This is a genomic window from Mycolicibacterium boenickei, from assembly GCF_010731295.1.
In the GTDB taxonomy this organism is placed as follows: Bacteria; Actinomycetota; Actinomycetes; order Mycobacteriales; family Mycobacteriaceae; genus Mycobacterium; species Mycobacterium boenickei.
The window spans coordinates 4,296,324-4,322,399 of the sequence record NZ_AP022579.1; the positions used below are offsets into that span (position 1 = coordinate 4,296,324).

A 26,076-nucleotide genomic window follows, 5' to 3' on the forward strand; every position below is an offset into this window, starting at 1 on the left:
GTTGGAATGTTTTGCGGGCCGGCGCCGTCGTAGGACATGCAGACGTAAGGAGAAGGATCGTGAGCAGAGCAGTGCAATTCGACGAGTACGGCGGAATCGACGTGCTGCAGGTGCGTGATGTGCCGCGGCCGGTTCCGGCGGCAGGCGAGGTACTCGTGCAGGTTCGGGCCGCGGGCATCAACCCGGGCGAGGCGATGATCCGTCGTGGTGCGCTCCACGACCGGTTCCCCGCCATCTTTCCGTCGGGACAGGGCAGTGATCTCGCGGGTGTGGTGGCCGAGCTCGGACCGGGTGTGACCGAGTTCGCAGTGGGCGACGAGGTGCTCGGATTCTCCGACGGGCGCGCCAGCCACGCCGAGTACGTGACGGTGCCCGCCACCCAGTTAGCGCCCAAGCCGGCTGACCTGTCGTGGGAGGTGGCCGGGTCCCTGTATGTCGCGGGCGCCACTGCTTACGCCGCGGTCCGCGCCGTGCGGCTGCAACCCGGCGATACCGTCGCGGTCGCCGGCGCCGCCGGTGGTGTCGGCACCATCGCGGTGCAGCTCGCCAAGCGCGCCGGCGCGACCGTCCTCGGCATCGCGGGGTCCGCCAACGACGGGTGGCTGGCGGCGCACGGCGTCGTCCCGGTCAACTACGGCGACGACCTGGCCGCGCGGCTCCGTGCCGCCGCCCCGTCGGGTCGCATCGACGCGTTCCTCGATTTCTTCGGCGGCGGCTACGTGCAGCTTGCCGTCGAGGAGCTCGGTATCGATCCCCAACGAGTCGACACCATCATCGATTTCGGTGCCATCGAGCAGTACGGCGTCCAGAGTGCCGGCAATGCCGAGGGGGCCGACATCGCGATCATCGCCGAATTGGCAGACCTCGCCGCCGCCGGTGAACTCGAGGTTCCGATCGCCGGGGTGTTTGCCCTCGATGACGTCCGGGCGGCTTACAGCGAGCTGGAAAAGCGCCATACCAGAGGGAAATTGGTGCTGCGGCCGTGACCGGTGACCCGATCGCCGGAGCAGTCGTCGCGATTACCGGAGCGAGCAGCGGGATCGGCGAGGCGACGGCGCGTCTGCTGGCAGCGCGAGGCGCCAAGCTGGTGCTCGGCGCCCGGCGGGTGGAGCGCCTGGACCAGATCGCGGCCGAGCTCGTGGCCGGAGGAGCGGGCGTGGTCACACTGGCCGTCGACGTCACCCGGCCCGCCGATCTCGACGCGCTGGTCGCCGGAGCGACAGACCGGTTCGGTCGATTGGACGTTCTCGTGAGCAATGCGGGCATCAGCAAGATCGGCCGGCTGTCCGACGGCGACGTCGCCGGGTGGTCGGCGATGATCGACGTCAACCTGCGCGGCGTGTTGCACGGAATCGCGGCGGCCGCACCTGTGTTCCGGCGCCAAGGGCACGGACATTTCGTCACCACGGTGTCGACGGCCGGGCTGAAGATCGTGCCGGACATGGGCGTGTACGCGGGCACCAAGAACGCGGTGCGGACTGTCATGGAGGCACTGCGACAGGAATCCACCGACGGAGTCATCCGTACCACGTCGATCTCACCGGGGTTTGTCCGTACCGAGCTTGACAGTTCGATCGACGATCCGGTGCTGCGTGCCCAGATACGTTCCAATATGGACGAATTCGGCCTGCCCCCGGAGGCGGTGGCGCGCGCCGTGGCATTCGCGATCGAGCAGCCTCGTGAGGTCGAGATCGGCGAAATCGTCATCCGGCCCACGGTTCAGGGCTGACGTCGCGCACGTGACCCGGTTGATGCCGCGACGTAGCATCCAATTATGAACAGGGGATTCGTCGTGACTTTCGCGGTCGGTGTGATCGTGGCGTTGTTCGGCCTGATCTGGGCCCTGCAGGGATTCGGTGTGCTGCAGGGCAGCCCGATGAGCAACACCACCACCTGGTCGATCATCGGCCCGATCACCGTGCTGGTCGGTGTGGTGATCTCGGTCGTCAGTTGGCGCAAGATCTCCCAGAAGTAGGGATCGGCGTCAGGCCACGGTGAAGTTCACCGAATGCCACCCGGTGGCGCCGTCGGGCACGGTGGACGCTTGGTCCGAAGTCTGGACCGTGCCGGTGTTGTCGGTGGCCCGCACCGTGATGGTGTGTTCCCCCGGGGCGTCGGCTTGCCAGCCGAAGCTCCAAAGCCGCCACGTCTCGTCGGAGTAGGCGTCCCCGAGTTGTGCGGGTTGCCATGGGCCGTCGTCGATGCGGACCTCGACGGCGCGCACGCCGCGATTCTGTGCCCACGCGATCCCGCCGAAGGTTGTCGGCCCCACCCGGACCTGCTGGCCACGCTTGGGCACGTCGATGCGTGACTCGGTCTTGATCGGGCCGCGCGGTGCCCAGCCCTGTCTGGTCCAGTACGCCAGTGCCCGGTCGAAACGGGTCAGTTCGAGGTCGGTGACCCACTTGGTGGCCGACACGTAGCCGTAGAGTCCGGCCACCACCAGCCTGGCCGGGTAGCCGTGGGCGACGGGCAGCGGCTGCCCGTTGAGGCCGATGGCCAGCATCGCGTCCCGGCCGTCGGCAATGGCCTCCACCGGGGTACCGACCGTGAAGCCGTCGACGGACTTCGACAGCAGCATGTCCGCATCGGGAGACACCCCTGCCGCCGCCAGCAGGTCGGCCAGGCGATAACCCGTCCACATTCCCGTCGAGATATATTCACCGCCAACCGGATTGGATACGCACGTCAGCGTCACGGCCTTCTCGATCACTTCGAAGCGGTCCAGGTCGGCGAAGCTGTAGGTGATCTCGTGGTCCACCATGCCGTGGATGCGCAACCGCCATTCGTCACGGCTCAACTGCGGCACGGACAGCGCGATGTCGACGCGGTAGAAGTCGGCGGCATCGGTGAGGAAGCTCGGCAGGGCAACATCTTTCGGCTGTACACCGGTGGGTATCGGGGGAGCGGGAATACGCGGGCGGGGGATGGCCAAGGTCTCGCGCTCCGCTGCCACCGAACTGGCCAACCGATCGATGACGAGGCCGAGCAGTCCGCTTGCCACCCCGAAACCCAGCAGGCCGCCGGTCGTCAGCCACATCCGCCTGGTGACGTCGACGTCGTCACCGTCGTCCGACTCGTCCGGGTGATCAGGTGCGGGCCACAGCCGCAGCGCGAGCAGGCGCAGCGCCGCCACCCCTGCCGCGGTGCCCACCACGGTGGGCACGACGTCGGGCAGAGTGGCGCCGGGCCGGCTGAGGACGGCCGCGCAGCCGAGCAGTCCCGCGGCGACGAAGATCGCGCTGCCGACGGGGCGGCGCCGGGTCTCGTAGCTCGCGGCGAGTGCGGCGACGGCGGCGATCACCACCAGGACCACGACGGCAAGGAAGAGCTTGTCCAGGCCGCCGAGGGCTTGAATGACGAATTCTTTGACGGGGCCCGGGGTCAGGTCGACGATGGCCGATCCGATCGCGCCGCGCGGATCGGCGTGAGGCGGAAATGGGATGGCGACAAGCGCGGCCACGCCGAGCGAGACCGCGGCGGCAGCGACTCCGCCGAGCATCCGGGCGTTGGGCGAGGACTCGGACGAGGACCTCGACGAGGACTCAGCCATCGTCACCAACCTACCCCGGACACCAAGCAGGGAGCCTGTCGTTGGGGGTGACGACAGGCTCCCCTGGTGGGTGGATCTTCTAGGTGGCGGACTGTGCGCCGAGCACCCGCTGGATGTCGGGCTTCATCTGCTGCAGCTGCTGTCCCCAGTAGCCCCAGGCGTGCGTGCCGTTGGCCGGGAAGTTGAACACCCCGTTGGTGCCGCCGGCGGCGATGTAGTTGTCCCGGAAGGTGACGTTGGTCCGCAGCGTCAGCCCTTCGAGGAACTGGGCTGCCATCAGGTTGCCGCCGTTGGTGCCCGCGTCGAGATCGGACGGGGTTCCGGTGCCGCAGTAGATCCAGATGCGGGTGTTGTTGGCGACCAGCTGGTTGATGTTGACCATCGGGTCATTGCGCTTCCATGCCGGATCGGTCGACGGCCCCCACATGCTCTCGGCGTTGTAGCCGCCGGCATCGTTCATCGCCAGCCCGATCAGCATGGGCCACCAGCCCTCGGACGGGTTCAGGAAGCCCGAAAGCGTTCCGGCATAGATGAACTGCTGTGGGTGGTGGATCGCGTAGGTCAGCGCGGCGCTGCCTGCCATCGAGATGCCGACGACGGCGTTGCCGGTCTGCGACACCCCGCGGTTGGCCGCCAGCCAGGCGGGCAGCTCGTTGGTCAGGAAGGTCTCCCACTTGTAGGTGTAGTCCTGACCGTTGCCCTTCGACGGCTGGTACCAGTCGGTGTAGAAGCTGGACTGGCCACCGACGGGCATGATCACCGACAGGCCCGACCCGTTGTACCACTCGAATGCGGGGGTGTTGATGTCCCAGCCGTTGAAGTCGTCCTGGGCGCGCAGGCCGTCGAGCAGGTAGACCGCGTGCGGACCGCCGCCCTGGAACTGGACGCGGATGTTGCGGTTCATCGACGGCGAGAACACGTCGAGGTACTCGACCGGCAGACCCGGACGGGAGAAGGCCCCAGCGGTCGCCGAACCTCCTGCGAGACCGATCAGCGCGGGCAGGGTGGCAGCTGCCATTGCCCCCGCCGCCAGTCGGCGCGTCCACGCTCCGCGAATCTTGTTGAGGAACTTCATAACGGCAACCAACCGTCCTTTCTGCACGTGTGCCAAGCAGTTTGCCGCTTGCCTCGGTAGTGAAACATGCGCCACTTGAGTCACACGCGTAACAACACCGCACGCGCAGATCGCGTTTTACTAACGGTTGGAACTCGGCGCCGAGACCGTTTGCCCCGGCGCTCAGCGCCCGGCGGCCACCAGCGCCTGCTTGACGTTGGCGCGACGCTCCTCGATCGCCCGGCCGATGTCCTGCAGCAGCACCGGCTTTCGCGCCACCAGATCTTCGATGCACTCGCGGTCGAACTGTGCGACGGTGACCTCCGTCAGCGCGTAGGCCGTGGTGATGATCGGTTCGCGGGTCAGCGTCGTCTGACCGAGGACGTCGCCCCGCTCCAGGGTGAGCACCGGGACGAACAGATCGTCCGGGCCGGGCGCGGCCAGCTGCACTGTGCCTGCGACGACGAACGTCAACTTCCTGGGAACCTGACCGACGACCTGGAGCACCTCGTCAGCGCCGTAGCGGGCCAGCCGCGCGTGCGGCAGCAGCTCGCGCTGGTCCTCAGGACTCAGCCGGAGTATCGGTGCGATGAGGCGTAGCGCCTGTTCCACGCGTTCGGTGGTCGCGAACTCGTCCTCGGCCTCGTCCAGATGCAGACCGGCGCGCCGCGCGGCGTACCAGGTCCAGCGCAAGAACGTGGATCTCGCGGCGAAATCGTCGGCAGGCGAATGCAGCGGGATCATGGTCTTGTACTGCAACGAGCCGGCAGGCACGGTGGACACCGTGCCGTCGCTTCGTAATTGGGGGAGTCGGCGGCCCACCTCGTCGAGCACGCGGCAGACCTCGTCGGGGGCGTCGTCGACGGCGAACACCGTGATCACCGATATGGTGTGCGCGCCCTGCGGGCGGCTCAGGTTGGTGAACGATCCGCCGGCCAGCACGGAGTTCGGGATGATCTGCAGACCGCTCCCGGTGTCGATGTGCGTCGCGCGCCAGTTCACCTCGACGACGCGTCCGCGTGCCGACGGCGCATCCACCCAGTCGCCGAGCTGGAACGGTTGCTCGAACAGCACCAGCAGACCGGAGATGATCTGGCCGACAGAGTTCTGCAGGGCAAGGCCGAGGACGATCGAGGACACGCCAAGGGCGGTGAACAGCCCGCCGATGTTCGCGCCCCAGATGTAGGCGAAGATCAGGCCGATGCCGATCGCGATGAGCGCGAACCGGGCGACGTCGAGGAAGATCGACGGAATTCGCTTGCGCCAACTGCCTTCCGGGGCGCTCTGGAACAGAGTGGCGTTGAGCCCGGACAGTAACAGCACCAGTACGACGAATCCGAACACCGTCGCCACGATCCGTACCGGCGTGGTTTCCCCGGAGATCTGCATCGCCTGGATCAGCAGGATCAGGAGCGCGCCCAGCGGCAGGATGTAGGTGCGGATCAGGTGTACGGGACCGGCGAGGAAACTGCCCCTGCGGAGCAGCGAGCTGTGCAGTTCGGTGAGCAGAACCAGGCACAGGGGAAATCCGACCGCGACACCGAGCGCCCAGAAGAACCAGGGAGCGTCGAGCACGCCGGTCATCGTCGGTCCTGCAGCTTCCAGATCGGCTCGTCGGCGCCGTCGACGAGCACCGTGCCCGCCGGTTCGAGGTCGCGGGTATCGCCCATCACGTCGAAGACCCGCTCGGTGACGTACACGCCCGGCTGGGGCGAACCCCGCTGCACCCGGTAGGCGAGGTTGACCGCGGAGCCCCACATGTCATAGGCCAGGTTGGAACGTCCGACCAGGCCGCTGCTCACCGCGCCCGTGTCGATCCCGGCGCGCAGCTTGAGGTCCGTCCCTGCCTCGGTGTTGAACCGTTCGATGATGCGCTGCATCTCGAGGGCGAAGTCGACCGTGCGCCGGACATTGTCCAGACGCGGCACACTCAGGCCGGAGCTGGCCCAGTAGCCGTTGCGCAGGGTGCGGACCCGTTCCACCCCCAGATCGTCGGCGGCGGCATCGAATTGGTGGACCAGGCGGTTGACGATGGCCAGCGCTTCCTCCGACGCCATGCCGGAGGTCAGCTCGTCCAGGCCGACGGTGTCGGCGAACAGGACCGTGACATTGTGGTGGTCCTGCGCGATGGTCTGTTCGCCGTCCCGGTAGCGCTGCACCACCGATTCCGGCATGAGCGTGCGCAGCAACCGGTCGTTCTCCCGGCGCTGCTCGGCGAGCAGATCCTCCTTGATCGCCAGGTTGCGGCTCATGTCGTTGAATGCCGTTGTCAGATCACCGAACTCGTCTCGCGACTGCACCGGCAGCGAGATGTCGTAATCGCCCGCGCCGATCTGCTGGGCACCGGCTTCGAGCCGGCGCAGCGGACGGACGAACAACCGGGCCAACATCATCGCGGCCAGGCACACGATGAACGTGATGACGACGGTCGACAACACCAGGGTGCGGGTGAACGTCGCGACCGGTGCGAACGCCTCAGCCGTGTCGATCTTGGCGATGATCGACCAGTTCAGTCCGTGCAGATCGACCGGCGCGTAGGCCTGCAGCGTGTCGTTGCCCAGGTAGTCGTCCTCGATCACGGTGCCGCTCTGGCCGCGCGAGGCCAGCCGGGTCGCGGTCGTCTCCACCGGTTGCACCAGCGTGGTTCCGTGTTGGGCCAGCGATTTCGCGGCCACCGCCGGCGGCGTTCCGGCGTCGATCACGTCGCGCTCGAACTTCTTCGGGTCCTCCAGGAACAACCGGGAATCCGAGCGCATCAAACCATCGGGGCCGACCACGAATGTCTCGCCCGTCGCACCCATGCCCGCGGTTTCCCACTGCTTGTCGGCCGTCATGAGGCGGTTGATCTTTGAGATCGGGAACTGCAGGGCGAGTACGCCTTCGACCCGGCCGGGAAGGCCGACCGGCGCCATCATCCAGGCGGTCGGCTCGTCGGCGGGCTGGTAGTCGCCGAAATCGGTGACCCCGACGTAGTCGACGGCGTTCGACGCCAGGGTCTTGTCGTAGGCGTCGCGCAGCAGGCTCTGCCGGTACGGACCGGTGAGGATGTTGGTGCCGAGATCGATGCCCTTGTAGGCGGTGTAGACGACGTTGCCGACGGCGTCGAGCAGCAGCGCATCCTCGAACTGGAAGCGTTGCACGATCTCACGGAAGTAGTCGTTGAACCTGGCGTTGGCGGCCGACCAGGCGCTGCCGTCCCTGGCATCGTCGACCCGGATCGCCTTCTCGGGGTCGGCGAACGGCGCCGTGTAATTCGCCTGCAGGTATTTCTGGGCGTTGGACGTGGGCAACAGCCGGGACACGTCCACGGTCTCGCCGGTCTGCTGCTGCTCGGCCGGCTTGAACTCGGTGTTGTAGTAGTCGACGATCGATTGCCACTGCTGCGGGGTGGTGGTCGAGTTGGCGAGTTGACCGAACCCGGCGGAGAAGGCTTCCACTGCCTCGACGGTCGTCGTACCCCGGGTATAGACGATCAGGGAGTCCTCGAGGTCGGCGAACTTGGATTCCAGTTGCCGGGTTTGCGACTCCCGAACTTCGGTCAGCCGGTCGAATACCGACTGACGCAGCGATGACCGTCCGGATTGATATCCGATGGCACCGACGACGGCAGCCGACAAGATGCTGGTCACCAGCAGCATGACCAGCAGCTTTGACTGGATGCTGATCCGGGACAGCACGCGCCGATGCGCTCTTCTGGGCGGTGCGACGCGCTCGACGTCGGCTGTTGTAGTCATTGAATCCCGAAGATTAGCTTGTCACGATGTATTGCGTGAGGCTGCGCAACAAACTCCCCTCATGAACGACCCGTTCGGCTTACAGAGATTCGTCGACGCCCAGGCCGGCGGGTACGCCGATGCCTGCACCGAGTTGCGGGACGGCCGCAAGCGCAGCCACTGGATCTGGTTCATCTTCCCGCAGCTGCGTGGACTGGGCCGCAGCCCGACCGCTGCCCACTACGGCATCGCGTCGGCCGAGGAAGCGCGTGCCTACCTGGCCCACCCGACGCTGGGACCGCGGCTGCGGGAATGTGCCCGGCTGGTGACGCAGATCGACGGGCGGACTGCCGAGCAGATCTTCGGCTGGCTGGACTGGCTGAAGGTGCGCTCGAGCATGACGCTGTTCGCCGAGGTCGCCGCGGACCCGGCGGAGCGGGCCGACTTCCAGGCCGTGCTGGACAAGTTCTATGACGGGCTGGAGGATCGGATGACGCTCGAAATGCTCAGTACGGCTGGATGATCAGCCACCCGTGCGCCGGAACCTCGGTATGGCTGATGTCCTCCTGCGGTGGCGCGCCCGACCCTGCGATCACCCGTCCCGATCCCGCCCCGAGCTCGGGCAGTGACAGCGGCAGCGGCGCTTCATCGATGTTGAGCGCCACGATCAGGGAGTCGGGGCCCGCGCTGGTCCGGTAGACGTACCGGGTGTTGGTCAGCAGCACCGGCGTCGTCGTCGCGGTGTGCAGCCACGGATGCCTGCGGCGCAGTCCGATCAGATACTGGTGCAGCCGTAGCGCATCGGAATCTTCTGGTGCAGTGGTGAATTCCGGTCGTACCGCATCGTCGCCACCGCGGCGGTCCTCCTTGACGCCTCGGTACGCGGACTCGTCGCCGGCATAGATGCTCGGGGTTCCGCCGGTGGTCAGCAACAGCACCAGTGCGTGCTCGAGGTGCGCGGAATTCTGCAGCTGGCTGGCGATCCTGGTCACGTCGTGGTTGCCCACGAAGGTCAGTGGCACGAAGGTCTCGAGGAAGTCGTTGTGCCGCTTCAACGCCCAGTCCAGTTCGTGGAAGTTGCCGTCGTTGAGGCTGCTCCAGATGGCTTTCCACAGCTCGTACTGGGTCACCGAGTCGAAGGTGGCGGCGCGGACGGTCGCGGTGTAGTCACCGTGGATCACCTCGCCGAGGAACCAGGCGTCGGGGAACTCCCGGCGCACCGGCGGCAATACCTGCGCCCAGAACCGGTCGGGTACCGCATAGGCGGCATCGAGGCGCCAGCCGTCGGCGCCGCGGCGCAACCAGTGCGCCATCACCTCGGCCGTGTAGGACATCACCTCCGGGTTGGCGTGGTTGAGGGTGATCAGCTCGCCGTGCCCTTCAAAGGTGGCGAAACCGTTGCCCCGCTGAAGAAACCATGAGGCGTCCCCGTCGCGGTACCGGGCGAACTCGGTGCCCACGTGGTTGAACACGCCGTCGAGCAGGACGCGGAGCCCGCGCGACCGGGCCTCGGCCACCAAGTGGTCGAAGTCGTCGTCGTCGCCCAGGCGGGGGTCGATACGGAAGTGATCAGTGGTGTCGTACCCGTGGGTCCGTGACGCGAAGATCGGGCCGAGCGCGATGCCGGAGGCGCCCAGTTGCACAGCGTGGTCGAGCCATCCGACGATCCGGCGCAACCGGTGTTCGCCGGGGGTCGGCGGTTCCTCGGCGGGAAACGCGCCGACGAAACCCAGTGGATAGATCTGCCACCAGATCGCGTGGGCGACCCAGGCCGGCTCAGGCACGAAACTTCGCCGCGTACAGGTCCTTCATGGTTTCGGCCAGTTCCCGCGCCGGGCCGTCCACCTCGATTCCCGGGGCCACCGCGGTGATGGGCAGCGGCGCCACCGGACCGGGCGGCACCCCCCACTCGGACAGCCAGCCGCTCAACTGCTCCGAGGAGGTGGCGTAGACGATGCGGCCCAGGCCGACCCAGGCGTGCGCGGCGGAGCACATCGGGCAGTGCTCGCCCGAGGTGTACACGGTGGCGCGGGCCCGGTCCTGCGGGCTCAGGTGTTCGACGGCCCAGCGAGCGATGGCGAATTCGGGATGCTGGGTGGCGTCGCCGTCCTTGACCCTGTTGCGGTCGGTGAACACCGTGGTTCCCGTGTGATCGACCAGTAGCGACCCGAAGGGTTCGTCGCCGTCGTCGAGTGCCTCGCGGGCGAGGTCGACACATTTGCGCAGCTGACCGAGGTCGTTCTCGCTGATGGCCACGGGGGCGAGTTTACGCCCGCGCCCAGGCCGGGCCCCTCAGTCGCGGCCGCAACACGGGTTCGCCACCTCGAGGCGGCACGCGCAGGAGGCCTGCACCGTGACATCGGCACGCGCCTGGGCCAACTCGAGTTGCTGCCCGATGATGACGGCCTCGGCGTCGCGGCCCAGCCGGCGAAGGCATTCGTGGTAGCCGTGCAGACTCCACACGTTGTTCGGGTGGTGGCTGGACCGGCTCAGGGTGGGGTCCAGGCCCAGGTCGGCCGCGTAGACGCGGGCGGCTTCCTCGACATGACCCTGTTCGAGCAGCAACGCGCCGTAGGCATGCCGGGTCGGCTGCATCCATCCCCAGGGTTCGTCGTAGGGCAGCGCGTCGTCGAGTTCGATGGCCCGGCGCAGGTAGGCGAACGCGGTGTCGTAATCGCCTTCCCGGTAGGCGATTTCACCGTTCAACATCTGCTCGGCGATGGCCAGGATGTCGAGGCTGGTGTTGTTGAACAGGTACCGCGTTTCGGGGATTCTGCGGTAGGCGTCGAGGAAGTTGTCCCGTTCGGAGCGGGCCTGCTCGATCTGGCCGGCGGCCGCATGGGCGACGCCGCGGCCGTAGTGGACGGTCGCGGTGGTGGTGCAGTACAGCTCGGGATCGGCGGGCAGTGGTTCGGCGATCAGGTCCTCCCAGCGGCCGAACCGCACCAGCACGTGCACCCGTAGCGGAACGAAGGCCTCGAGCCAGTCCGCCATCGGCGGGGAGGAGACCGAGAGCACCTCGGGGGTCAGTTGGGCCGCCAGCTCCTCGGCGGCCGCCAGGGCGATCCGTGAACTGCCCTCGAACATGGCCGAATACACCACGAAATGCAGGTCGTGCGCCCGGTAGAGCGAGTAGAAGTTCAGCGCCCCCTCGCGGGCGACGAACTTCCTGTCCGCTTGTACCGCAGCGAGATTGGCCGTCACCGAGTTGCGGTAGTCACCGCACAGTACGTCGATGTGGCTGGCCATGTGTTGCAGATGCCCCGCGTCGGGCACCAGCCCGCGCAACAGGTCGGCGGCGGGCAGTGCCGCCTGCGGTGTCGTCGACATCTCCATCGCGTGGATGTAGAGGTGCAACACCCCGGGGTGCTGGCGGCCGGAGGCGGTGGCCAGGGCCGCGTCGAGGATCTGTTTCGCCTCCACCACACGAGATCCCGGGGCAGGCTCACCGGTCCGACCGTCCCACAATGCCCACGCGGTCACGTTGAGCAGGGCGTCGGCGGCCAGGGTCTGCACGTCGATGTCGTCGGGGTAGGCCGCGGCCAGCGCCGTCATGGCGTCCGCGTAGGCGGCGTGCCCCGCGGTCAGGGCTTCGGAATCCTCGGGGTCGGCGGTCGGAAATCGCTTGTGCAGAGCGCTGATCAGGTCGCGTTCCAGGGTCGAGGCCCGGCCGGTGGTGGCACGCTCGAGCTCGGTTCGGGCCCGGGCCAGCGACGTGCTCAGGTCGGTCGGGTCGAACGCGTCCCAGGCCTTGTTGTAGTTGGGACCCACCGCGTAGGCGATGCCCCAGCGGGCCAGCGCGAAATCCGGGTCGAGCTGCAGCGCCCGCTCGAAGCACCGGATGGCTTCCTCGTGGTTGAAGGCGTACGACCAGACCATGCCACGGTCGAACCAGATCTGTGCCGGTGGCGAAGGCGTGTCCGTCGGCCGGTGGTAGCTCCCGAGCCGGTAATACGGTTCGGTCTGGGCGGGATCCGTCACGAGGCTGACGCTACCCGGGTGGCTCGACACCGGCGTGTCGAACATGTTCTAGTTCACCAATGCCGGGATACACCCATGTCGAGGGCCTCAGTTCCGCCGATGTGCAACGCCTGCGGTCGGTGTGGGAGCCGCTGGCCGATTCGGTGCGGGCACTGATCGACGCCAGTATCCGATCGCAGGTCGACGCCGACGAGGTCGCCGCCGTGCGGGCCCAGATCGACGATGCCACCGCGCGGTTGCGGGCCGACCAGATCGACGGGCCGTTTGGCGTTCAGTTCACCTCGGACGGTGCCCGGATGCCGTGGGGCAACCCCGCGATCGGCATCCGCAACCCGATCGCGCCGCCCCTGGTGATGGTCAAGGACGCCGACGGCGGTGTCCACACGGACTTCAACCTCGGCGCCCCATACGAGGGTCCGCCCGGCCATGTCCATGGCGGCGTGGTGGCCATGGTGCTCGATCACGTGCTGGGCGAGGTGGCGGCCAGCGACTCGGACCGTCCGCGGTTCACCGGCACGCTGACCATCCGCTATCTGCGGGCCACCCCGCTGGGCGATCTGCGCGCCGAGGGCCGGATCACCCGCACGGACGGCATCAAAGCCTTTGCCTCCGGCCATGTTTCCGATGCCGAGGGAATCACCGCCGAGGCCGAAGGTGTTTTCATCCTGCCGAAATGGGCGCGCGGGTGAGCTAGCGCGAGTCGCCGGCGGGGTCGACGCGATCGATCGCGATGTCCTCGAGGCTGCGGGTGATCGTGGTGAGCTCGCCGATCAGGATGCGGGCCGCTCCGTTGTCCGCGGACAGGGTCGAGGCCACATTGTGGACGCGGCGCAGTGCGGTTGACAGTTCGGCGGTATCAAGGCTCCACGGTACGGCGGGGCTCGGCGGCGCTCCGCGGAGCGCCTCGACGTAATCGTCCACCGCGGCGATGAATTCGCTGTGCAGTGCCGACGACGGATGGGTCGGCAGGCTGTTCTCCAGCGTGGTGCAGGCGCTGGTCACCGAGTTCAGCGCGGTGCGGTAGGACCGTAACCACCTGCGCAGGATCGGTGGGTCCAGACTCGTCGCGCCCCACGCGGCCTCGAACGCCGCCCGCGCGCGGAACGCCCGTTGCCAGGCCGCGGACAGGATCTCGGCCGGGTGGTCGATTTCATGCACGAATGCCTTGATCACCAGCGCGGCATAGTCGATTTCGGTCATCAGCAGCTCTCCGGCCCGCTGGCGCAACCGGATCAGGGCGTGATCGGGCAGTGCCACGTGGGCCATCACTGCCAGCGCGCCGCCGATCAGCACCGCGAAGAGCCGGTCTGCGTTACCCGACCACGGAGCTGAGGCGCTGACTCCGACGGCGAACATGATGATCGCGCCCACCGCCGCGCCGACGGCCAGATAGCCGAACTGGGCGACGCCGTAGGCCAGTCCGACGAACAACAGTGCGCAGACGGCCGAGCCGAGCGGGCCGGGCTGCCACATGAGGGTGAGGACCGAGGCCGCGATGATGCCGACGCAGAGGCCGGCGATGCGCCCGGCGCACCGGGTGTAGGTGTGCGCCGTCTCCGGGCGCAGCACCACCACGACCGCCAGCGGCATCCAGTAGGCGTGCTCAAGCCCGCCGTACCGGGCTGCCGCCACCGCGAGTGCGGTCGTCACCGACAGCCGGATGGCGTGGCGCAGGATAGGGGAGGTCCAGGTCAGATGTGAGCGCACCACGGCGGGCGCCGAGGCGAGGGAGCCGATCAGGTCGGGCCGGTGCAACTGGCCGAACCGCAGGACCGCGGCCTCCCGCAGTTGTTCGCAGAATCGTTGTGCCAGCGCCGCTTCGGGACCGGTCACGGCGGCCGCGGCGGTGTGGACGCGCACCAGGGCATGCTCGGCGTCCCGTCGCGCCGTGTGACCGTGGTCGGCGATCGCGTCGAGCAGCACCGCCGCGGCGGTCAGCAGCTGCGGCAGCCCGTCGTCGGTCGCGGATTCGCCGGTCTCATCGTCACGATCGTCACGTTCGGCGCTGGCATGCAGCGACGCCAGGGTGCCGGCCAGGCGTTCCGGTAGTCGGTATCCGCCGTGGTACGCCCGTGGCCGCTGGCTGACCTGGCTGTCGGCGAACACCTCTCGCAGCCAGGTCAACGGTGCGTCGTCGACGTCGGCGGCGCTGTTCGCCGCGACGTTGCGGGAATCGGTGGCCAGCGACCGGTAGGCGCGGGTGAGCCCGTCGCGCTGGGCCCGCCAGCGCCGCGGTGGCCAGACGGCGATGAGCGCCGCCTGCACCACGCCTGCGAGCACCACCAGGACGGGCGCCAGCAGGGCCTGTCCCACCGTCGGGGCGACCGGTGGCGCCAGCACCAGCAGTGCGCTGGCCGCCGAGGCGACCAGGCCGGCGTTGGCCCCGAGAGACCACTGCATGCCTGCGGCGAAGCACCACAGCGCCACTGCGGCGATGAATACCGGACTGTGCCACCCGGTGAGGGTGCCGAGCAGCACCGCGATGGCCAGTTCCACCGAACCGGTGACGACGAGTGGCACCCGGCCGCCGGGGCTGCGCTGCAGCGCGATCGCGCCCGCGATCACGCCTCCGCTCAGCGTCCACATCGCGGTCGCTCCGGAACCCAGCGCCAGGGCGACAGCGGTCACTGCCAGGACGCCGATCAGACTGCGGGCTACCGCGCCGGCGTCGGGGGTGCTCAGCCGGAGCGCATCGGCTGCCTGTCCGCCCGTGTGCACTCCTCCATTCTCACTCGCTGCGGGCTGCCGGTGGGGCAACCACCCACGCGTGGCGTGGATCGGTGCGCCGGTAGGTTCTCCCACCGTGGAGAAAGTCATCGTTCTGCTGCGCGCGGCGCATTCGGATCAGCTGTGGTGTGAGCGGCTGCGCACCCGCGTGGCCGACGAGCTGCTGACGCTCGGAGTGCCGGGTTTGGCGGTCAATGTCCGCGACGACGCGGTGCGGGAGTCGTTGATGACGTTGACGACGCTGGACCCGCCGGTGGTCGCGGTGGTGAGCCTGTGGGTTCAGCAGTACTACGGCGATCAGACTGGCCGGGCATTGGAAGTGCTTGCTGCCGAATGCGATTCGATCGCGGCGTATCTGGTCACCGAATCGGTTCCGATGCCCGCGCCGCTCACCGCGGTGGGCGAGCGGACCGACGGGCTGGCCAACATCGCGCTGCTGCGCCGGCCGGCGGACCTGGACGAGGCCACCTGGCTGCACCGCTGGCACCTCGCCCACACATCGGTGGCCATCGAAACCCAGGACACGTTCGGCTACACGCAGAACACGGTGGTCCGCGCCCTCACGCCGGATGCCCCGGCGATCGACGGCATCGTGGAGGAGTTGTTCCGCCAGGAGGCGGTGTCGGATCTGCACGCGTTCTTCGGGGCCGCCGACGACGACGATTTGGCCGACCGCATGAGTCGAATGGTGGCCAGTACTGACGCCTTCGGCGCGAGCAGCAACATCGACACCGTGCCGACCAGCCGTTACGTCTATGCCACGCCTTTCGCCGGAGGTGTTCCTGCCCCCGGCCCGCAAGAGTGAAACGTGTTCTAGTTAGGCTGCAGCGGTCACGGCGCGCACGCGAGGAGTGAGAGATGACCCTGCTGATCGAGGACACCAACCGGGTTCGCACGCTGACCCTCAACCGCCCGGATGCGCTCAACGCGTTCAACGAGGCGCTGTATGACGAGACGACGGTTGCCCTGCGCGCCGCTGCCGAGGATCCCGACGTGGCGGTGGTGCTGCTGACCGGGGCCGGCCGGGCCTTCAGCGCGGGCAACGACCTCGTCGAGATGCAGGAGCGCATCAGCAATCCGGATTCCACCCCGGGCGAGCATGGGTTCTACGGGATGCTCGACGTGCTCGCCGATTTTCCGAAACCGTTGATCTGTGCGGTCAATGGGGTTGGCGTTGGCATCGGCGCGACCATCCTCGGCTTCGCCGACCTGGCGTTCATGTCGTCCTCGGCCCGGTTGAAGTGTCCGTTCACCAGCTTGGGCGTGGCGCCGGAGGCGGCCTCGTCTTATCTGATGCCGCGGCTGCTCGGCAGGCAGAATGCCGCCTGGCTGCTGATGTCCTCGGAGTGGGTGGGTGCCGCAGAGGCCAGGGAGATGGGCCTGGTGTGGAAGGTCTGCGAGCCCGACGATCTGCTTACCGAGGCCCGTCGGTACGCCGAAACGCTGGCGGCCAAGCCGATTTCGAGTCTGATCGCCGTCAAGCAGGCGATGATGGCACCGATCCGGGACCAGATCTCGGCGGCCGTGGAACGGGAGAAGGCGTTGTTCGGCGAACTTGTCGGTGCGGCGGCCAACGTCGATGCGCTGGCTCAGTTCGCCGATCGCAAGCGTTAGCGCGTGATGCGTGACGGGCAGCCGTTGAACTCCGACGGGCGCCCCTCGGCTGCCAGATGGGCGGCGATGAGGGCGCGGATCGTGCGCCGGCACCGTCCGCAATCGGCCCCGGCGCCACAGGCTTCGGCGACCTCTTTGGAGGTCGTGGCGCCGGATTCCACGATCTCGTTGACGACCTGACTGGTCGCCCCGGTACAGAGGCAGACGAACATCAGTCGTCCTGCTCGTCGACGTTCATGATGTAGGCCAACTTGCCCACGAACAGGCTCGGATAGGCGCCGAAACCGGCGGTGGTCATCCACTCGGCGGCCGCGTCGGGGTGGTCGATCCACTGCCGGGCGCTGATCTCGTCGGAGACCTCCTGCAGGATCATCACTTCCTGGCCGTCGTCGAGCGCCTGATAGACCCAGATCTTGCGGATGCCGCCCTGCTCGAACCGGTCGAGGCCGTCGTGCACCTTGCGCATCAGGGTTCCGACGTCGTCGACGGTGGCGACGGCACCGACGATCACCCCGGCGACGTGCCCTTCCGGAGACGGTTCGGTCAGGTCGATTTTCTCGACCACTTCGCCGCCGAAAATGGGCGGGATATCTTCGACGCCGGAAATATCGAACCATTCGAAAATCGCTGGTGAGCGCAGCACGTCGCGAATGGACCGGGCGTGCCGAATACCTATCGTCACCAATACCCGGCCGGGTTCCCAAATTGATTTATAGAGCACCACGTGATGCGCGCCGATCGACAATAGCCCCGACCGGTGTTTCTTCATCCATTTCCACATTTGTTCGACGTCGTCGACGCGGAAATCGCACGAGAGAATGAGCGAGTGTAAGTCGTACTCACTCATTCGTTACCGGCCTTTCTTCCGAGCTGCACCAAGAGATTAGCGCAGTCTAACCTTAGTTAGGACAGCCAGTCCACTCTTCGTGGCCACGCCTCGGCCCGAGTGATCGCGGCGGTCCGGCAATGTGGCACGAACACGCCGAATTAGCTGCCAACCATTGCGTCCCGCACTGCTTTCTGCACTAGATTGGATGTGCACGGCATACGGCAACACTTGACCAGCCCTCAAGGTGCTTAGGAGTCACGATGCAAGGCGATCCGGATGTTCTGAAATTGCTCAATGAGCAATTGACAAGCGAACTCACCGCAATTAACCAATACTTCCTGCATTCGAAAATGCAAGACAATTGGGGATTTACCGAACTGGCCGAACACACCCGCTCCGAATCGTTCGAAGAGATGCGGCATGCGGAGACCATCACCGACAGAATCCTGATCCTGGACGGCCTGCCCAACTATCAACGGTTGTTTTCGCTGCGCGTCGGCCAGACGCTGCGCGAACAGTTCGAGGCGGACCTGGCGATCGAGTACGAGGTGGTCGCCCGGCTGAAGCCCGGGATCATCATGTGCCGGGAGAAGCAGGATGCCACCTCGGCCAACATCCTGGAAGGCATCCTGGCCGACGAGGAAGGGCACATCGACTACCTGGAAACCCAGCTTGAGCTCATGGAGAAGTTGGGCGACGCGCTCTACGCCGCGCAGTGCGTGTCCCGGCCGCCCCACTGAGCCCTGGTAAACCGCCGCCCGTTTCGTTCGAAGCCGCTCTGGGTAGCCGGTGACCGCCGGTTGCCCGGGGCGGCTTTGTTCGTGCTGTAACTTTCATAGCTTATCTAACGATATCGTGGTTGAACTGGCAGACAGGTGAAAGGAAAACATGTCCAGCCCATCAACCACCGCCGAGCAGGCCTCGGGCGCGGCGCTGCTGAGCGTGCGCAGACGCAACCTGGTGTTCGTCGCCGTTCTGCTCGGCATGCTGCTGGCCTCGCTCAACCAGACCATCGTCGCCACCGCGCTCCCGACGGTGGTGGCGGATCTCGGCGGCGCCGGCCATCAGGCGTGGGTGGTGACGAGCTACCTGCTCGCCTCCACGGTCGTCACCGCGGTGGTCGGGAAGGTCGGCGACATCTTCGGCCGCAAAGTCGTGTACCAGGCCGCGGTCCTGTGTTTTCTCGTCGGATCGGTCCTCAGCGGCCTGTCCGGTTCGATGGTCATGCTGGTGGCCGCGCGAGCCCTGCAGGGCATCGGTGGCGGCGCGATCATGGTGACCTCCTCGGCCCTCATCGCCGAGGTGATCCCACTGCGAGACCGCGGGCGGTACCAGGGTGCGCTCGGGGCGGTATTCGGTGTCACGACCGTGGCGGGTCCGCTGCTCGGCGGCTTCGTCACCGATCACCTCGGCTGGCGATGGGCGTTCTGGCTCAGCATCCCGGTCGGCCTGGTCGTGCTCGTGGTCGCGGCCGCCACCATCCCGGCGCTGACGTCCCGGCCGAGCCGTCCGGTGATCGATTACGCCGGAATCGTCTGGGTCGGAATCGGGGCGTCCGGTCTGACCCTGGCCACCAGCCTCGGCGGCGAGCTGGCTTGGACGTCGCCGACCATCATCGGTCTGGTCGTCGGGTCGATCCTGGCCCTGGCGATGTTCGTGCGGGCGGAAACCGAGGCGGCCGAACCGATTCTGCCCATGCGGCTGTTCCGGAACCCTGTGTTCACCATGTGCTGCGTGCTGTCGTTGGTGGTCGGCTTCGCGATGCTCGGTGCGCTGACGTTCATGCCCACCTTCATGCAGTTCGTCGACGGCGTCTCGCCGTCGGAATCCGGGCTGCGGACGATGCCGATGGTGCTCGGGCTGCTGATCACCTCGACCGTCAGCGGCAGTCTGGTGGGCCGCACCGGGCGCTACAAGATCTATCCGGTCGCGGGCACGGCGATCATGCTCGTGGGCTTCGTGCTGCTGTCGCGGATGAATGCCGCGACACCGATCCCGCTGCAATCGCTGTATCTGCTGATCCTCGGCGCCGGTATCGGCATGTGCATGCAGGTGCTCGTGCTCATCGTGCAGAACACGTCCGATTTCTCGGATCTGGGCGTCGCGACGTCCGGGGTGACGTTCTTCCGGACCATCGGGAGTTCGTTCGGTGCCGCCATTTTCGGCTCACTGTTCGCCGGATTCCTCTCGGACCGGCTGCCGGGGGCACTCGCCGCGAGCGGGGCTCCGCCCGCCGCGGGTGCGTCGCCCAAGGCCCTGCACGAGCTGCCGCCGGAAGTCGCCGCACCGATCGTGACCGCCTACTCCGATGCGTTGGACCTGGTGTTCCTGTGCGCCGCGCCGGTGGCGCTCATCGGCTTGATCGTGGCGCTGTTCCTCAAGGAGGTGCCGTTGGTCGAGGCGGAGGCGGCCGTCGACCTCGGCGAAGGTTTCGGCATGCCGAGCGCGGAATCCTCGGATCAGGTGCTGGAGACGGTGGTCAGCCGCTTGATGCGCAGCTCGCCGGAGGTCAGGCTGCGTAGCGTCGCCGGAACGGCGGGATGCGAGTTGGACGTGGCCGGGCTGTGGGCTCTGCTCAAGATCTACCGGCACGGCCAGATATTCGGCTCCGCGCGCCTGACGGAGATCGCTGATCGGCTTGTCGTGCCCTACGAAGTGCTCGAGCCGACCTTCAACCGCCTGGTACAGGACGGATATGTGTTGCGTACCGGGGACAGCCTGTGGCTGACCCAGCGCGGGGTCCGCCAGGTCGACGGTGTGTCCGCGGCGCTGGTCGGGCGGATCGTCGACAAGCTGGGCGAATCGCCGTCCTTCGAGGGGCGCCCGGACCGGGCCCAGGTGGAGGCCGCCCTGGAGCGCATCGCCCACCGGGTCGTGGTGCAGCGGGACTGGGGTGACGACCGGGAGGCGGAACTGACCAGCTCGGGAACCAAAAACTAGAACTTGTTCCAGAATGGTCGACGCGCGCGTACGATTCGGCCCATGAGCCGTATCGGAGAATTTCCCGACGACGACGTGGCCGGCTGGATCCTCAGGTCTCCCGAGATCGGCACCGCCATGGCCAACTACACGAACGCGGTGTACACCAAGGGGCGGTTGCCGTTGCGGGTGCGCGAGCTGGCCCGGATGGTGATCGCGCTCGACAACGAATGCGTGGTGTGCCAGAACACCCGCGACTCGGACGGAGCCGCGGCCGGGGTGGACGAGGATCTCTACGATCACGCCGCCGAGTGGCGGACCTGGCCGGGCTACAGCCCGCAGGAGCGCATCGCCGCCGAGTTCGCCGAGCGCTTCGCGAGCGATCACACCGGACTGCGTGACGACGAGGACTTCTGGGAGCGGGCCGGCGAGCAGTTCGACGCCGAACTGCTGACGGACCTGGCGTTGTCGTGTGCCATGTGGCTCGGAATGGGCCGGATGCTGCGCACCCTCGACATCGGCCAAACCTGCAAGATCACGCTCTAGCGCACCGCGCCTCGGCGCACAATGAGGTTGTGACAGCTGGATCACCAGGACCGGCGAAACCCCTGGCTGCGGCCGCCATCGCGCAGCTGGAATCCGACGGTGTCGCGACGCTGATCGGCACGGTGGTCAGCCCGGCCGGGCTGACCCACGCGAAAACCGTTCCGCTGCGCCGGATGGGGATCTTCGCCGATCCCGGTCTGGGCGCCAGCCCGGTCTTCCACGCGTTCACCATCGACCAGACCGGGATCGCGATGGGTGGGGACATCGGCGTCGTGGGGGATCAGCGGATCCGGATCGACCTCGGCGCGTTGCGGATCCTCGGCGACGGATTGGCTTGGGCGCCAGCGACTTTCCACAACCAGGATGGTTCCGCGGATCCGTATTGCAGCCGCGGCGTGCTGCAGCGGGTACAGGACCGGCTGGCGGCCGCCGACCTGACCGCCCTCGTCGGCCATGAGGTGGAGTTCGTCCTCGTCGGGCCGGACGGGAGCCGGCTCCCGTCACTGCTGTGGGCGCAGTACGGGTTGGCCGGGGTGCTCGAATTCGAGGGTTTCGTCCGCGATGTCACCGATGCGGCCAACGGGTCCGGCGTGGCCATCGAGCAGTTCCATCCCGAGTACGGGTCCAACCAGTTCGAGATCTCGCTGGCGCCACTGCCGCCGGTGGCGGCCGCGGACCAGCTGGTACTCATGCGGATCATCGCGGCCCGGGTCGCCCGGCGATACGGATTCCGGGTCAGCCTGTCTCCGTTGCCGTTTGCCACCGGCGTGGGTTCTGGTGCCCATCAACATTTTTCGCTGAGCCGCTCAGGTGTGCCGCTGTTCTCCGGCGGAATTGGGACGCGGGGAATGACGCCGGAGGGGGAGTCCGCGCTGGCCGGGGTGCTCGCCGGGCTCCCCGCCGCCCAGGGCGTGCTGTGCGGATCGGTGCTGTCCGGGCTGCGGATCCAGCCGGGATACTGGGCAGGTGCCTACAACTGCTGGGGCACCGAGAACCGGGAAGCCGCCGTACGTTTCCTCATCGGCGGTCCGAGCAACCCCTACGGCGCCAATGTCGAGGTCAAGGTCATCGACCCGTCGGCCAACCCGTACCTGGCGACGGCGACCATCCTGGGGCTGGCCCAGCACGGGATCAGCCAGAGCCTGGCGTTGGGACCCGAGGTCGTCGTCGACCCGGCCTCCCTGACCGATGCCCAGCAGGCCGGCGACGGCATCGTGCGGTTGCCCAACCGTCAGGCCGACAACCTTGCCGCCCTGGATGCTTCGGCGCTGATCCGGGAGATACTCGGCGATCAGCCCGTGGACGCGGTGCTCGCGGTCCGCAAGTACGAGCAGGACAACTTCGGCGATCTGGACGCCGAGCAGCTCACGGAGCGGTTCCGCATGGCCTGGAGTCTGTGAGTGCGCGTGCGTATGTGAGCGTTTGGGTGGTGTCCGCGCCGGCAATACCGATCCGATGATCGGAACACTTCGCTCCATCGTGCTGGACTGCCGGGATCCACGGGCCCTTGCCTCGTTCTACGCCGAGATGCTCGGCGGAGACTTCACGACCGAGGATGACACCTGGGTGGTCGTGACGGATCCGGCCGGGCGACGGGTGGCGTGTCAGTACTCACCGCAACACGAGCCTCCGGATTTCCCGGATCCGCGGGGATCTCAGCAGCTCCACCTGGACATCCAGGTCGAGGATCCGGACCTGGCCCAGCGTCAGGTGCTGGCGCTGGGCGCCACCCGGGTCACCGATGCCGTTGGCGAGCAATACTTCCGGGTGTTCCGGGATCCGGCCGGCCACCCGTTCTGCCTGGTCTGGGGTATCGGCTAGTCGGTCACACCAGACCGGTGGCGTCGAACACCCAGGACATGTCGGCGGTGGCGAAGTTCTCCAGCCAGTCCGGCGGGGCGTGGTTGGCCAGCGCACCCATGTCCCAGTAGTCCTTCCACAGGGTCACCTTGCCGTTCTCGACCCGGTGGACGGTGACGAACTTCAGCACCGCGGATTCGCCACTGGCCCAATGCCATTCCTCGTGATGCTCGTACATGGCGTCAAGGCCGTTGTCGACCAGCAGGCCGGGAAAGTTCTCGTAGGATGCCAGCGGTTCGAGGCCGATCTTGAGGCGCTTGACGATGTCCTCGGGGCCCTTGGCGGCAGCGGCGGGACCCACCGGCATGTCGAGGTAGATGCAGTCGTCCGACAGGTACGTCTTGAGCAGTTCCCAGTCGCGTTCCGACAGCGCCTTCCACATGCCGTGGACGGTTTCCTCGATCGACACGTCTTCAACGGACACTGGTCAGCTCACTGTCTTCGGCGGAGATGGACGGGGTCTGGTGTGCGGCTCGGAGGAACCGGCCGGTGCGCTGCTTGCCGACCAGGTCGGTCAGGCGGCCGTCGGCGAACACCGTACGTCCCCCGACGAGCACGGCGGTGACGGTGTCGTCGTTGCGGTTCACCATGCGGGACAGCCCGCCGTAGTGGTCGACGGTCTCCTCGGCGTAGGCGTCGAGGGAGTCGTCGAGCCGCTCCGGGTCGATCACCACGACGTCGGCGCGGTCCCCGATGCGCAGGTGGCCGGCGTCGATCCGGTACCAGTCGGCGAGCTCACCGGTGAGCCGGTGGACGGCCTGTTCGATCGACATGAACGGCGTGCCCGCCCGCTCGGCGTCGCGGACATGCCGCAGCAGGCGCAGTCCCATGTTGTAGAAAGCCATGTTCCGCAGGTGCGCACCGGCGTCGGAGAACCCGAGCTGGATACCGGGATCGCGGGCCAGCTTCTTGAGCACCTCGGGCCGGTGGTTGGAGATGGTGGTGCGCCACCGCAGGGCGGTGCCGTGCTCCAGCACCAGATCCAGGAAGGCGTCGACGGGATGCAGTTCGCCCCGCTCCTGGCCGACCTGGCCGAACGACTTGCCGACAACGGATTCGTCAGGGCAGGCCACGATTTCGGCGTCGAAGAAATCCCGGTGCCAGACCCGGACCCCGAACTTGTTGTCGTAGTCCTTGCGGAACTGGCGCCGGTAGGACTCGTCGCGCAGCAGCTCGTTGCGCTCGACCTCGTCACGGAGGTGCAGAGCCGCTGCGCCGGAACCGAATTCCTCGAACACCACCAGGTCGATACCGTCGGCGTACACCTCGAACGGCACCGGCAGGTGCTGCCACCGGAAGTTCCCCCCGAGCTTGTTCACCAGCCGGGCCACCGGACCCATGATCATGATCGAGTACGGGTTGGCCTTGATGTCCGCGGCCGAGAGCAGGCTGGTCTTCAGGTTGTTGCGGAACAGCCCGAGCGACTGAGCCAGCTGAGAGACGAGGTTCAGTGGATTCTGGATGTCCGGCCCGGACTGCAGGACCCGGCCCGAGCGACGCAGCATCGATTTGAGGCGGCGCAGTTCACGCGGTTTGGCGTAGGTCGAGGGCAGGGTGCGGGACCGGCAGGTGTCGCCGTCGATCTTGTCGAAAAGCAACTGCTGGGAAGACATTCCGACGAATCCGGCGTCAAGGGCCTCTTTGAGCATCTGCTCCATGCGAGCCTGCTCTGAGGCCGTCGGCCGCTCGTCGTCGCGGGTGGCGCGGTCGAGTCCCATCACCGCCGTACGCATGTCGGAATGCCCGATGAAGGCGGCGATGTTGGGGCCGAGTGGCAGGCTCTCCAGCGCCGTCACGTATCCGTTGCAGTCGGACCACGTCTTGTTGTCGTCCACTGCGGCGATGACCTGGTCCCGCGGGATCGCCTCGACCCGGCCGAACAGGTCCCCGGCGTCGACGCCGCCGACGTGCACGGTCGACAGCGAGCAGGAACCGAGCATCGCGGTGGTCACGCCGTGGCGCAGCGACTCCGACAGCGACGGCCCGTTGAGTACCTCGACGTCGTAGTGCGTGTGGATGTCCAGCATGCCGGGTAGAACCCACTTGCCGGTGGCGTCGATGACCTGCAGGCAGTCGGTCTCATCGAGGGATTCGGGGGAGACTGCAACCACATGCCCGTCGCGAATGCCGATGTGGCGCACTGCGGAGGGGGCGCCGGTGCCGTCGAACCACCGGCCGTTGCGAATGATCGTGTCGAAGCTCACTCAGCCATAGAACAGGCCCGGTCGCGCCAGTGTCAATGAAAATGGTGAACAGATTTGAAAAAATGTCTACTGGGTGGGATGGAGGCCGACTCACCTGGGGTTATAGCGGCGCCCAGGCGTCCGGTACCCGCCCGTCGAGGTCGCTGAAGCCGTAGTGGCGAGCGAGAGCGGCCGAGCTGACGGACTGCTGGTTCCAGCGCGCCCGATCCGGGTCGGCGGCCACCGCGGCGACGCCGCGACCGACGAATCTGGGGGATTCGGACTCGGCGAATCCCGGCGGCGCCGCCGGGTAGCCGTCGGTGCGAGCCAGATCGAGGGCCGACCGCCAGTTGGCCTCGCTGACGCCGTAGTTGTCGAGCATCATCTCCGAGCGCAGCCAGCCCGGCGTGATCGAGACCGCGGTGGCGCCGAACGCCGCGAGTTCGTGTCCGTGGCTGAAGGCCAACCGGTTCACCGCCGTCTTCACCAGATCGTAGAACACCGAAAGTCTCGGGTTATCGGCATTGAATTCTGTTGTTCCATCGGTGATCTCGACCAGCAGACCGCCGGGTCGGTCGGCGAGCAGTGGCAGGATGCAGTGCGAGGTGATCAGGTGCGTGTCGAGTCCGAGCCTCAGCATCCGTAACCCGTCGTCGAGATCGTGCTGCCACATCGGCCGCCCCCAGGTGTCGGGCGGCCCCTTGAGCACCTCGGCGCCCCAGATGTCGTTGACCAGGATGTCGACGTGTCCGTAGTCGGCCTTGAGCCGTCCGGCCAGCATGCGGACCTGCGTCACATCCAGGTGGTCAACCTGAACGGCGACGCCGAACCCGCCCAGTTCCGTGACCAATTCGGCGGTTTCCTCGATGGTTTCGGGCCGGTTGTAGTCGGAGTCGCGGCTTCCGTACCGGCTGCTGCGCCCCGTACACACGACTGTCGCACCGACTTCACCCAGCGCCGTGGCGATACCCCGCCCCGCGCCGCGGGTGGCACCGGCAACCACCGCGATGCGTCCACGCAGCGCGTCCCGGTCGAGTGTCCAGCCCATCCGATGAGTATCCCGCCGTAGGCAGTTCTATAGCTGTGGTTCGGGATTT

General features: G+C 67.2%; 25 protein-coding genes. 12 read left to right on the forward strand and 13 right to left on the reverse strand.

What is annotated here, in order from left to right; genetic code table 11:
* The first annotated feature begins 59 nt into the window (after positions 1–59).
* The 3 genes from G6N57_RS20355 to G6N57_RS20365 are packed head-to-tail and all read left to right on the forward strand — an operon-like array spanning position 60 to position 1,975.
* Positions 60–986 (forward strand): NADP-dependent oxidoreductase, encoded by a 927-nt coding sequence (locus G6N57_RS20355; RefSeq protein WP_097926018.1) that lies wholly within the window; start codon positions 60–62, stop codon positions 984–986.
* Entirely contained in the window at positions 983–1,729 is a 747-nt protein-coding gene (locus tag G6N57_RS20360) for an SDR family oxidoreductase (protein ID WP_077740847.1), read from the forward strand. Before G6N57_RS20355 ends, G6N57_RS20360 begins: the two co-directional genes overlap by 4 nt.
* A gap of 45 nt (positions 1,730–1,774) precedes the next feature.
* Positions 1,775–1,975, forward strand: coding sequence for a hypothetical protein (locus G6N57_RS20365; RefSeq protein ID WP_077740846.1), 201 nt, complete (start codon positions 1,775–1,777; stop codon positions 1,973–1,975).
* A 9-nt stretch (positions 1,976–1,984) separates the two neighbouring features.
* On the opposite strand, the gene G6N57_RS20370 is transcribed toward G6N57_RS20365, so the two are convergent.
* The 4 genes from G6N57_RS20370 to G6N57_RS20385 form a co-directional block, all read right to left on the reverse strand.
* Entirely contained in the window at positions 1,985–3,553 is a 1,569-nt protein-coding gene (locus tag G6N57_RS20370; protein ID WP_234815684.1) for a molybdopterin-dependent oxidoreductase, read from the reverse strand.
* Between the two features lie 79 nt (positions 3,554–3,632).
* Positions 3,633–4,628, reverse strand: a complete 996-nt coding sequence (locus tag G6N57_RS20375; RefSeq protein ID WP_077740844.1) for an esterase family protein — start codon at positions 4,626–4,628, stop codon at positions 3,633–3,635.
* A gap of 162 nt (positions 4,629–4,790) precedes the next feature.
* Positions 4,791–6,191: a mechanosensitive ion channel family protein gene (locus G6N57_RS20380; RefSeq protein WP_077740843.1), complete on the reverse strand. Its 1,401-nt coding sequence runs from the start codon at positions 6,189–6,191 to the stop codon at positions 4,791–4,793.
* Positions 6,188–8,341, reverse strand: coding sequence for an adenylate/guanylate cyclase domain-containing protein (locus G6N57_RS20385; protein ID WP_077740842.1), 2,154 nt, complete (start codon positions 8,339–8,341; stop codon positions 6,188–6,190). The genes G6N57_RS20380 and G6N57_RS20385 overlap by 4 nt, the downstream gene beginning before the upstream one ends.
* Positions 8,342–8,402: 61 nt before the next feature.
* Between G6N57_RS20385 and G6N57_RS20390 the strand changes: the two genes are divergently transcribed.
* On the forward strand, positions 8,403–8,843 hold the full coding sequence (locus G6N57_RS20390) for a DUF1810 domain-containing protein (protein ID WP_077740841.1): 441 nt from the start codon (positions 8,403–8,405) through the stop codon (positions 8,841–8,843).
* Here G6N57_RS20390 and G6N57_RS20395 read toward each other — a convergent pair.
* From G6N57_RS20395 to G6N57_RS20405, 3 genes are read right to left on the reverse strand one after another with little or no spacing between them, the layout of a single operon-like run.
* Positions 8,827–10,104 carry an alpha-amylase family protein gene (locus G6N57_RS20395; protein WP_077740840.1) on the reverse strand — a complete coding sequence of 426 codons (1,278 nt, stop codon included), beginning with the start codon at positions 10,102–10,104 and terminating at the stop codon, positions 8,827–8,829. The two genes, G6N57_RS20390 and G6N57_RS20395, sit on opposite strands and share 17 nt — an antisense overlap.
* Positions 10,097–10,576, reverse strand: coding sequence for a nucleoside deaminase (locus G6N57_RS20400; RefSeq protein WP_077740839.1), 480 nt, complete (start codon positions 10,574–10,576; stop codon positions 10,097–10,099). Before G6N57_RS20400 ends, G6N57_RS20395 begins: the two co-directional genes overlap by 8 nt.
* A 36-nt stretch (positions 10,577–10,612) precedes the next feature.
* Positions 10,613–12,346: a tetratricopeptide repeat protein gene (locus G6N57_RS20405; protein WP_077740838.1), complete on the reverse strand. Its 1,734-nt coding sequence runs from the start codon at positions 12,344–12,346 to the stop codon at positions 10,613–10,615.
* A gap of 14 nt (positions 12,347–12,360) precedes the next feature.
* Here G6N57_RS20405 and G6N57_RS20410 point away from each other — a divergent pair, with 14 nt between their 5' ends.
* Positions 12,361–12,990 (forward strand): PaaI family thioesterase, encoded by a 630-nt coding sequence (locus G6N57_RS20410; RefSeq protein ID WP_077740837.1) that lies wholly within the window; start codon positions 12,361–12,363, stop codon positions 12,988–12,990.
* A gap of 1 nt (position 12,991) precedes the next feature.
* Here G6N57_RS20410 and G6N57_RS20415 read toward each other — a convergent pair whose 3' ends face one another.
* Complete coding sequence (locus G6N57_RS20415) at positions 12,992–15,019, reverse strand: FUSC family protein (protein WP_097926017.1); 2,028 nt, start codon at positions 15,017–15,019, stop codon at positions 12,992–12,994.
* 85 nt (positions 15,020–15,104) lie between these two features.
* On the opposite strand from G6N57_RS20415, the gene G6N57_RS20420 reads away from it, so the two are divergent.
* A complete protein-coding gene (locus G6N57_RS20420; protein WP_077740836.1) occupies positions 15,105–15,833 on the forward strand; it encodes an EthD domain-containing protein in 729 nt (242 codons plus the stop codon).
* A gap of 53 nt (positions 15,834–15,886) precedes the next feature.
* Positions 15,887–16,642: an enoyl-CoA hydratase/isomerase family protein gene (locus G6N57_RS20425; RefSeq protein WP_077740835.1), complete on the forward strand. Its 756-nt coding sequence runs from the start codon at positions 15,887–15,889 to the stop codon at positions 16,640–16,642.
* On the opposite strand, the gene G6N57_RS20430 is transcribed toward G6N57_RS20425, so the two are convergent.
* Together G6N57_RS20430 and G6N57_RS20435 are read right to left on the reverse strand one after the other, a co-directional pair.
* Positions 16,639–16,854: a (2Fe-2S)-binding protein gene (locus G6N57_RS20430; protein ID WP_077740834.1), complete on the reverse strand. Its 216-nt coding sequence runs from the start codon at positions 16,852–16,854 to the stop codon at positions 16,639–16,641. The two genes, G6N57_RS20425 and G6N57_RS20430, sit on opposite strands and share 4 nt — an antisense overlap.
* Positions 16,854–17,489 carry a fatty-acid--CoA ligase gene (locus G6N57_RS20435; protein WP_075922218.1) on the reverse strand — a complete coding sequence of 212 codons (636 nt, stop codon included), beginning with the start codon at positions 17,487–17,489 and terminating at the stop codon, positions 16,854–16,856. Before G6N57_RS20435 ends, G6N57_RS20430 begins: the two co-directional genes overlap by 1 nt.
* A 242-nt stretch (positions 17,490–17,731) precedes the next feature.
* Here G6N57_RS20435 and bfr point away from each other — a divergent pair, with 242 nt between their 5' ends.
* From bfr to G6N57_RS20460, 5 genes are all read left to right on the forward strand, one after another.
* Complete coding sequence (bfr, locus tag G6N57_RS20440; RefSeq protein WP_077740833.1) at positions 17,732–18,211, forward strand: bacterioferritin; 480 nt, start codon at positions 17,732–17,734, stop codon at positions 18,209–18,211.
* A gap of 148 nt (positions 18,212–18,359) precedes the next feature.
* Positions 18,360–20,411: an MDR family MFS transporter gene (locus tag G6N57_RS20445; RefSeq protein WP_077740832.1), complete on the forward strand. Its 2,052-nt coding sequence runs from the start codon at positions 18,360–18,362 to the stop codon at positions 20,409–20,411.
* 42 nt (positions 20,412–20,453) lie between these two features.
* Entirely contained in the window at positions 20,454–20,936 is a 483-nt protein-coding gene (locus G6N57_RS20450; RefSeq protein ID WP_029109445.1) for a carboxymuconolactone decarboxylase family protein, read from the forward strand.
* A gap of 29 nt (positions 20,937–20,965) precedes the next feature.
* A complete protein-coding gene (locus G6N57_RS20455) occupies positions 20,966–22,336 on the forward strand; it encodes a type I glutamate--ammonia ligase (protein WP_077740831.1) in 1,371 nt (456 codons plus the stop codon).
* Positions 22,337–22,391: 55 nt separating this feature from the next.
* Complete coding sequence (locus G6N57_RS20460) at positions 22,392–22,757, forward strand: VOC family protein (protein ID WP_077740830.1); 366 nt, start codon at positions 22,392–22,394, stop codon at positions 22,755–22,757.
* 4 nt (positions 22,758–22,761) lie between these two features.
* Here G6N57_RS20460 and G6N57_RS20465 read toward each other — a convergent pair whose 3' ends face one another.
* The 3 genes from G6N57_RS20465 to G6N57_RS20475 all read right to left on the reverse strand — a co-directional run bounded on the left by G6N57_RS20465 (position 22,762) and on the right by G6N57_RS20475 (position 26,027).
* Positions 22,762–23,178 carry a nuclear transport factor 2 family protein gene (locus G6N57_RS20465; RefSeq protein WP_174814580.1) on the reverse strand — a complete coding sequence of 139 codons (417 nt, stop codon included), beginning with the start codon at positions 23,176–23,178 and terminating at the stop codon, positions 22,762–22,764.
* A 31-nt stretch (positions 23,179–23,209) separates the two neighbouring features.
* Complete coding sequence (locus tag G6N57_RS20470) at positions 23,210–25,000, reverse strand: N-acyl-D-amino-acid deacylase family protein (protein WP_077740828.1); 1,791 nt, start codon at positions 24,998–25,000, stop codon at positions 23,210–23,212.
* 100 nt (positions 25,001–25,100) lie between these two features.
* On the reverse strand, positions 25,101–26,027 hold the full coding sequence (locus G6N57_RS20475; protein WP_077740827.1) for an SDR family oxidoreductase: 927 nt from the start codon (positions 26,025–26,027) through the stop codon (positions 25,101–25,103).
* Positions 26,028–26,076 lie beyond the last annotated feature (49 nt).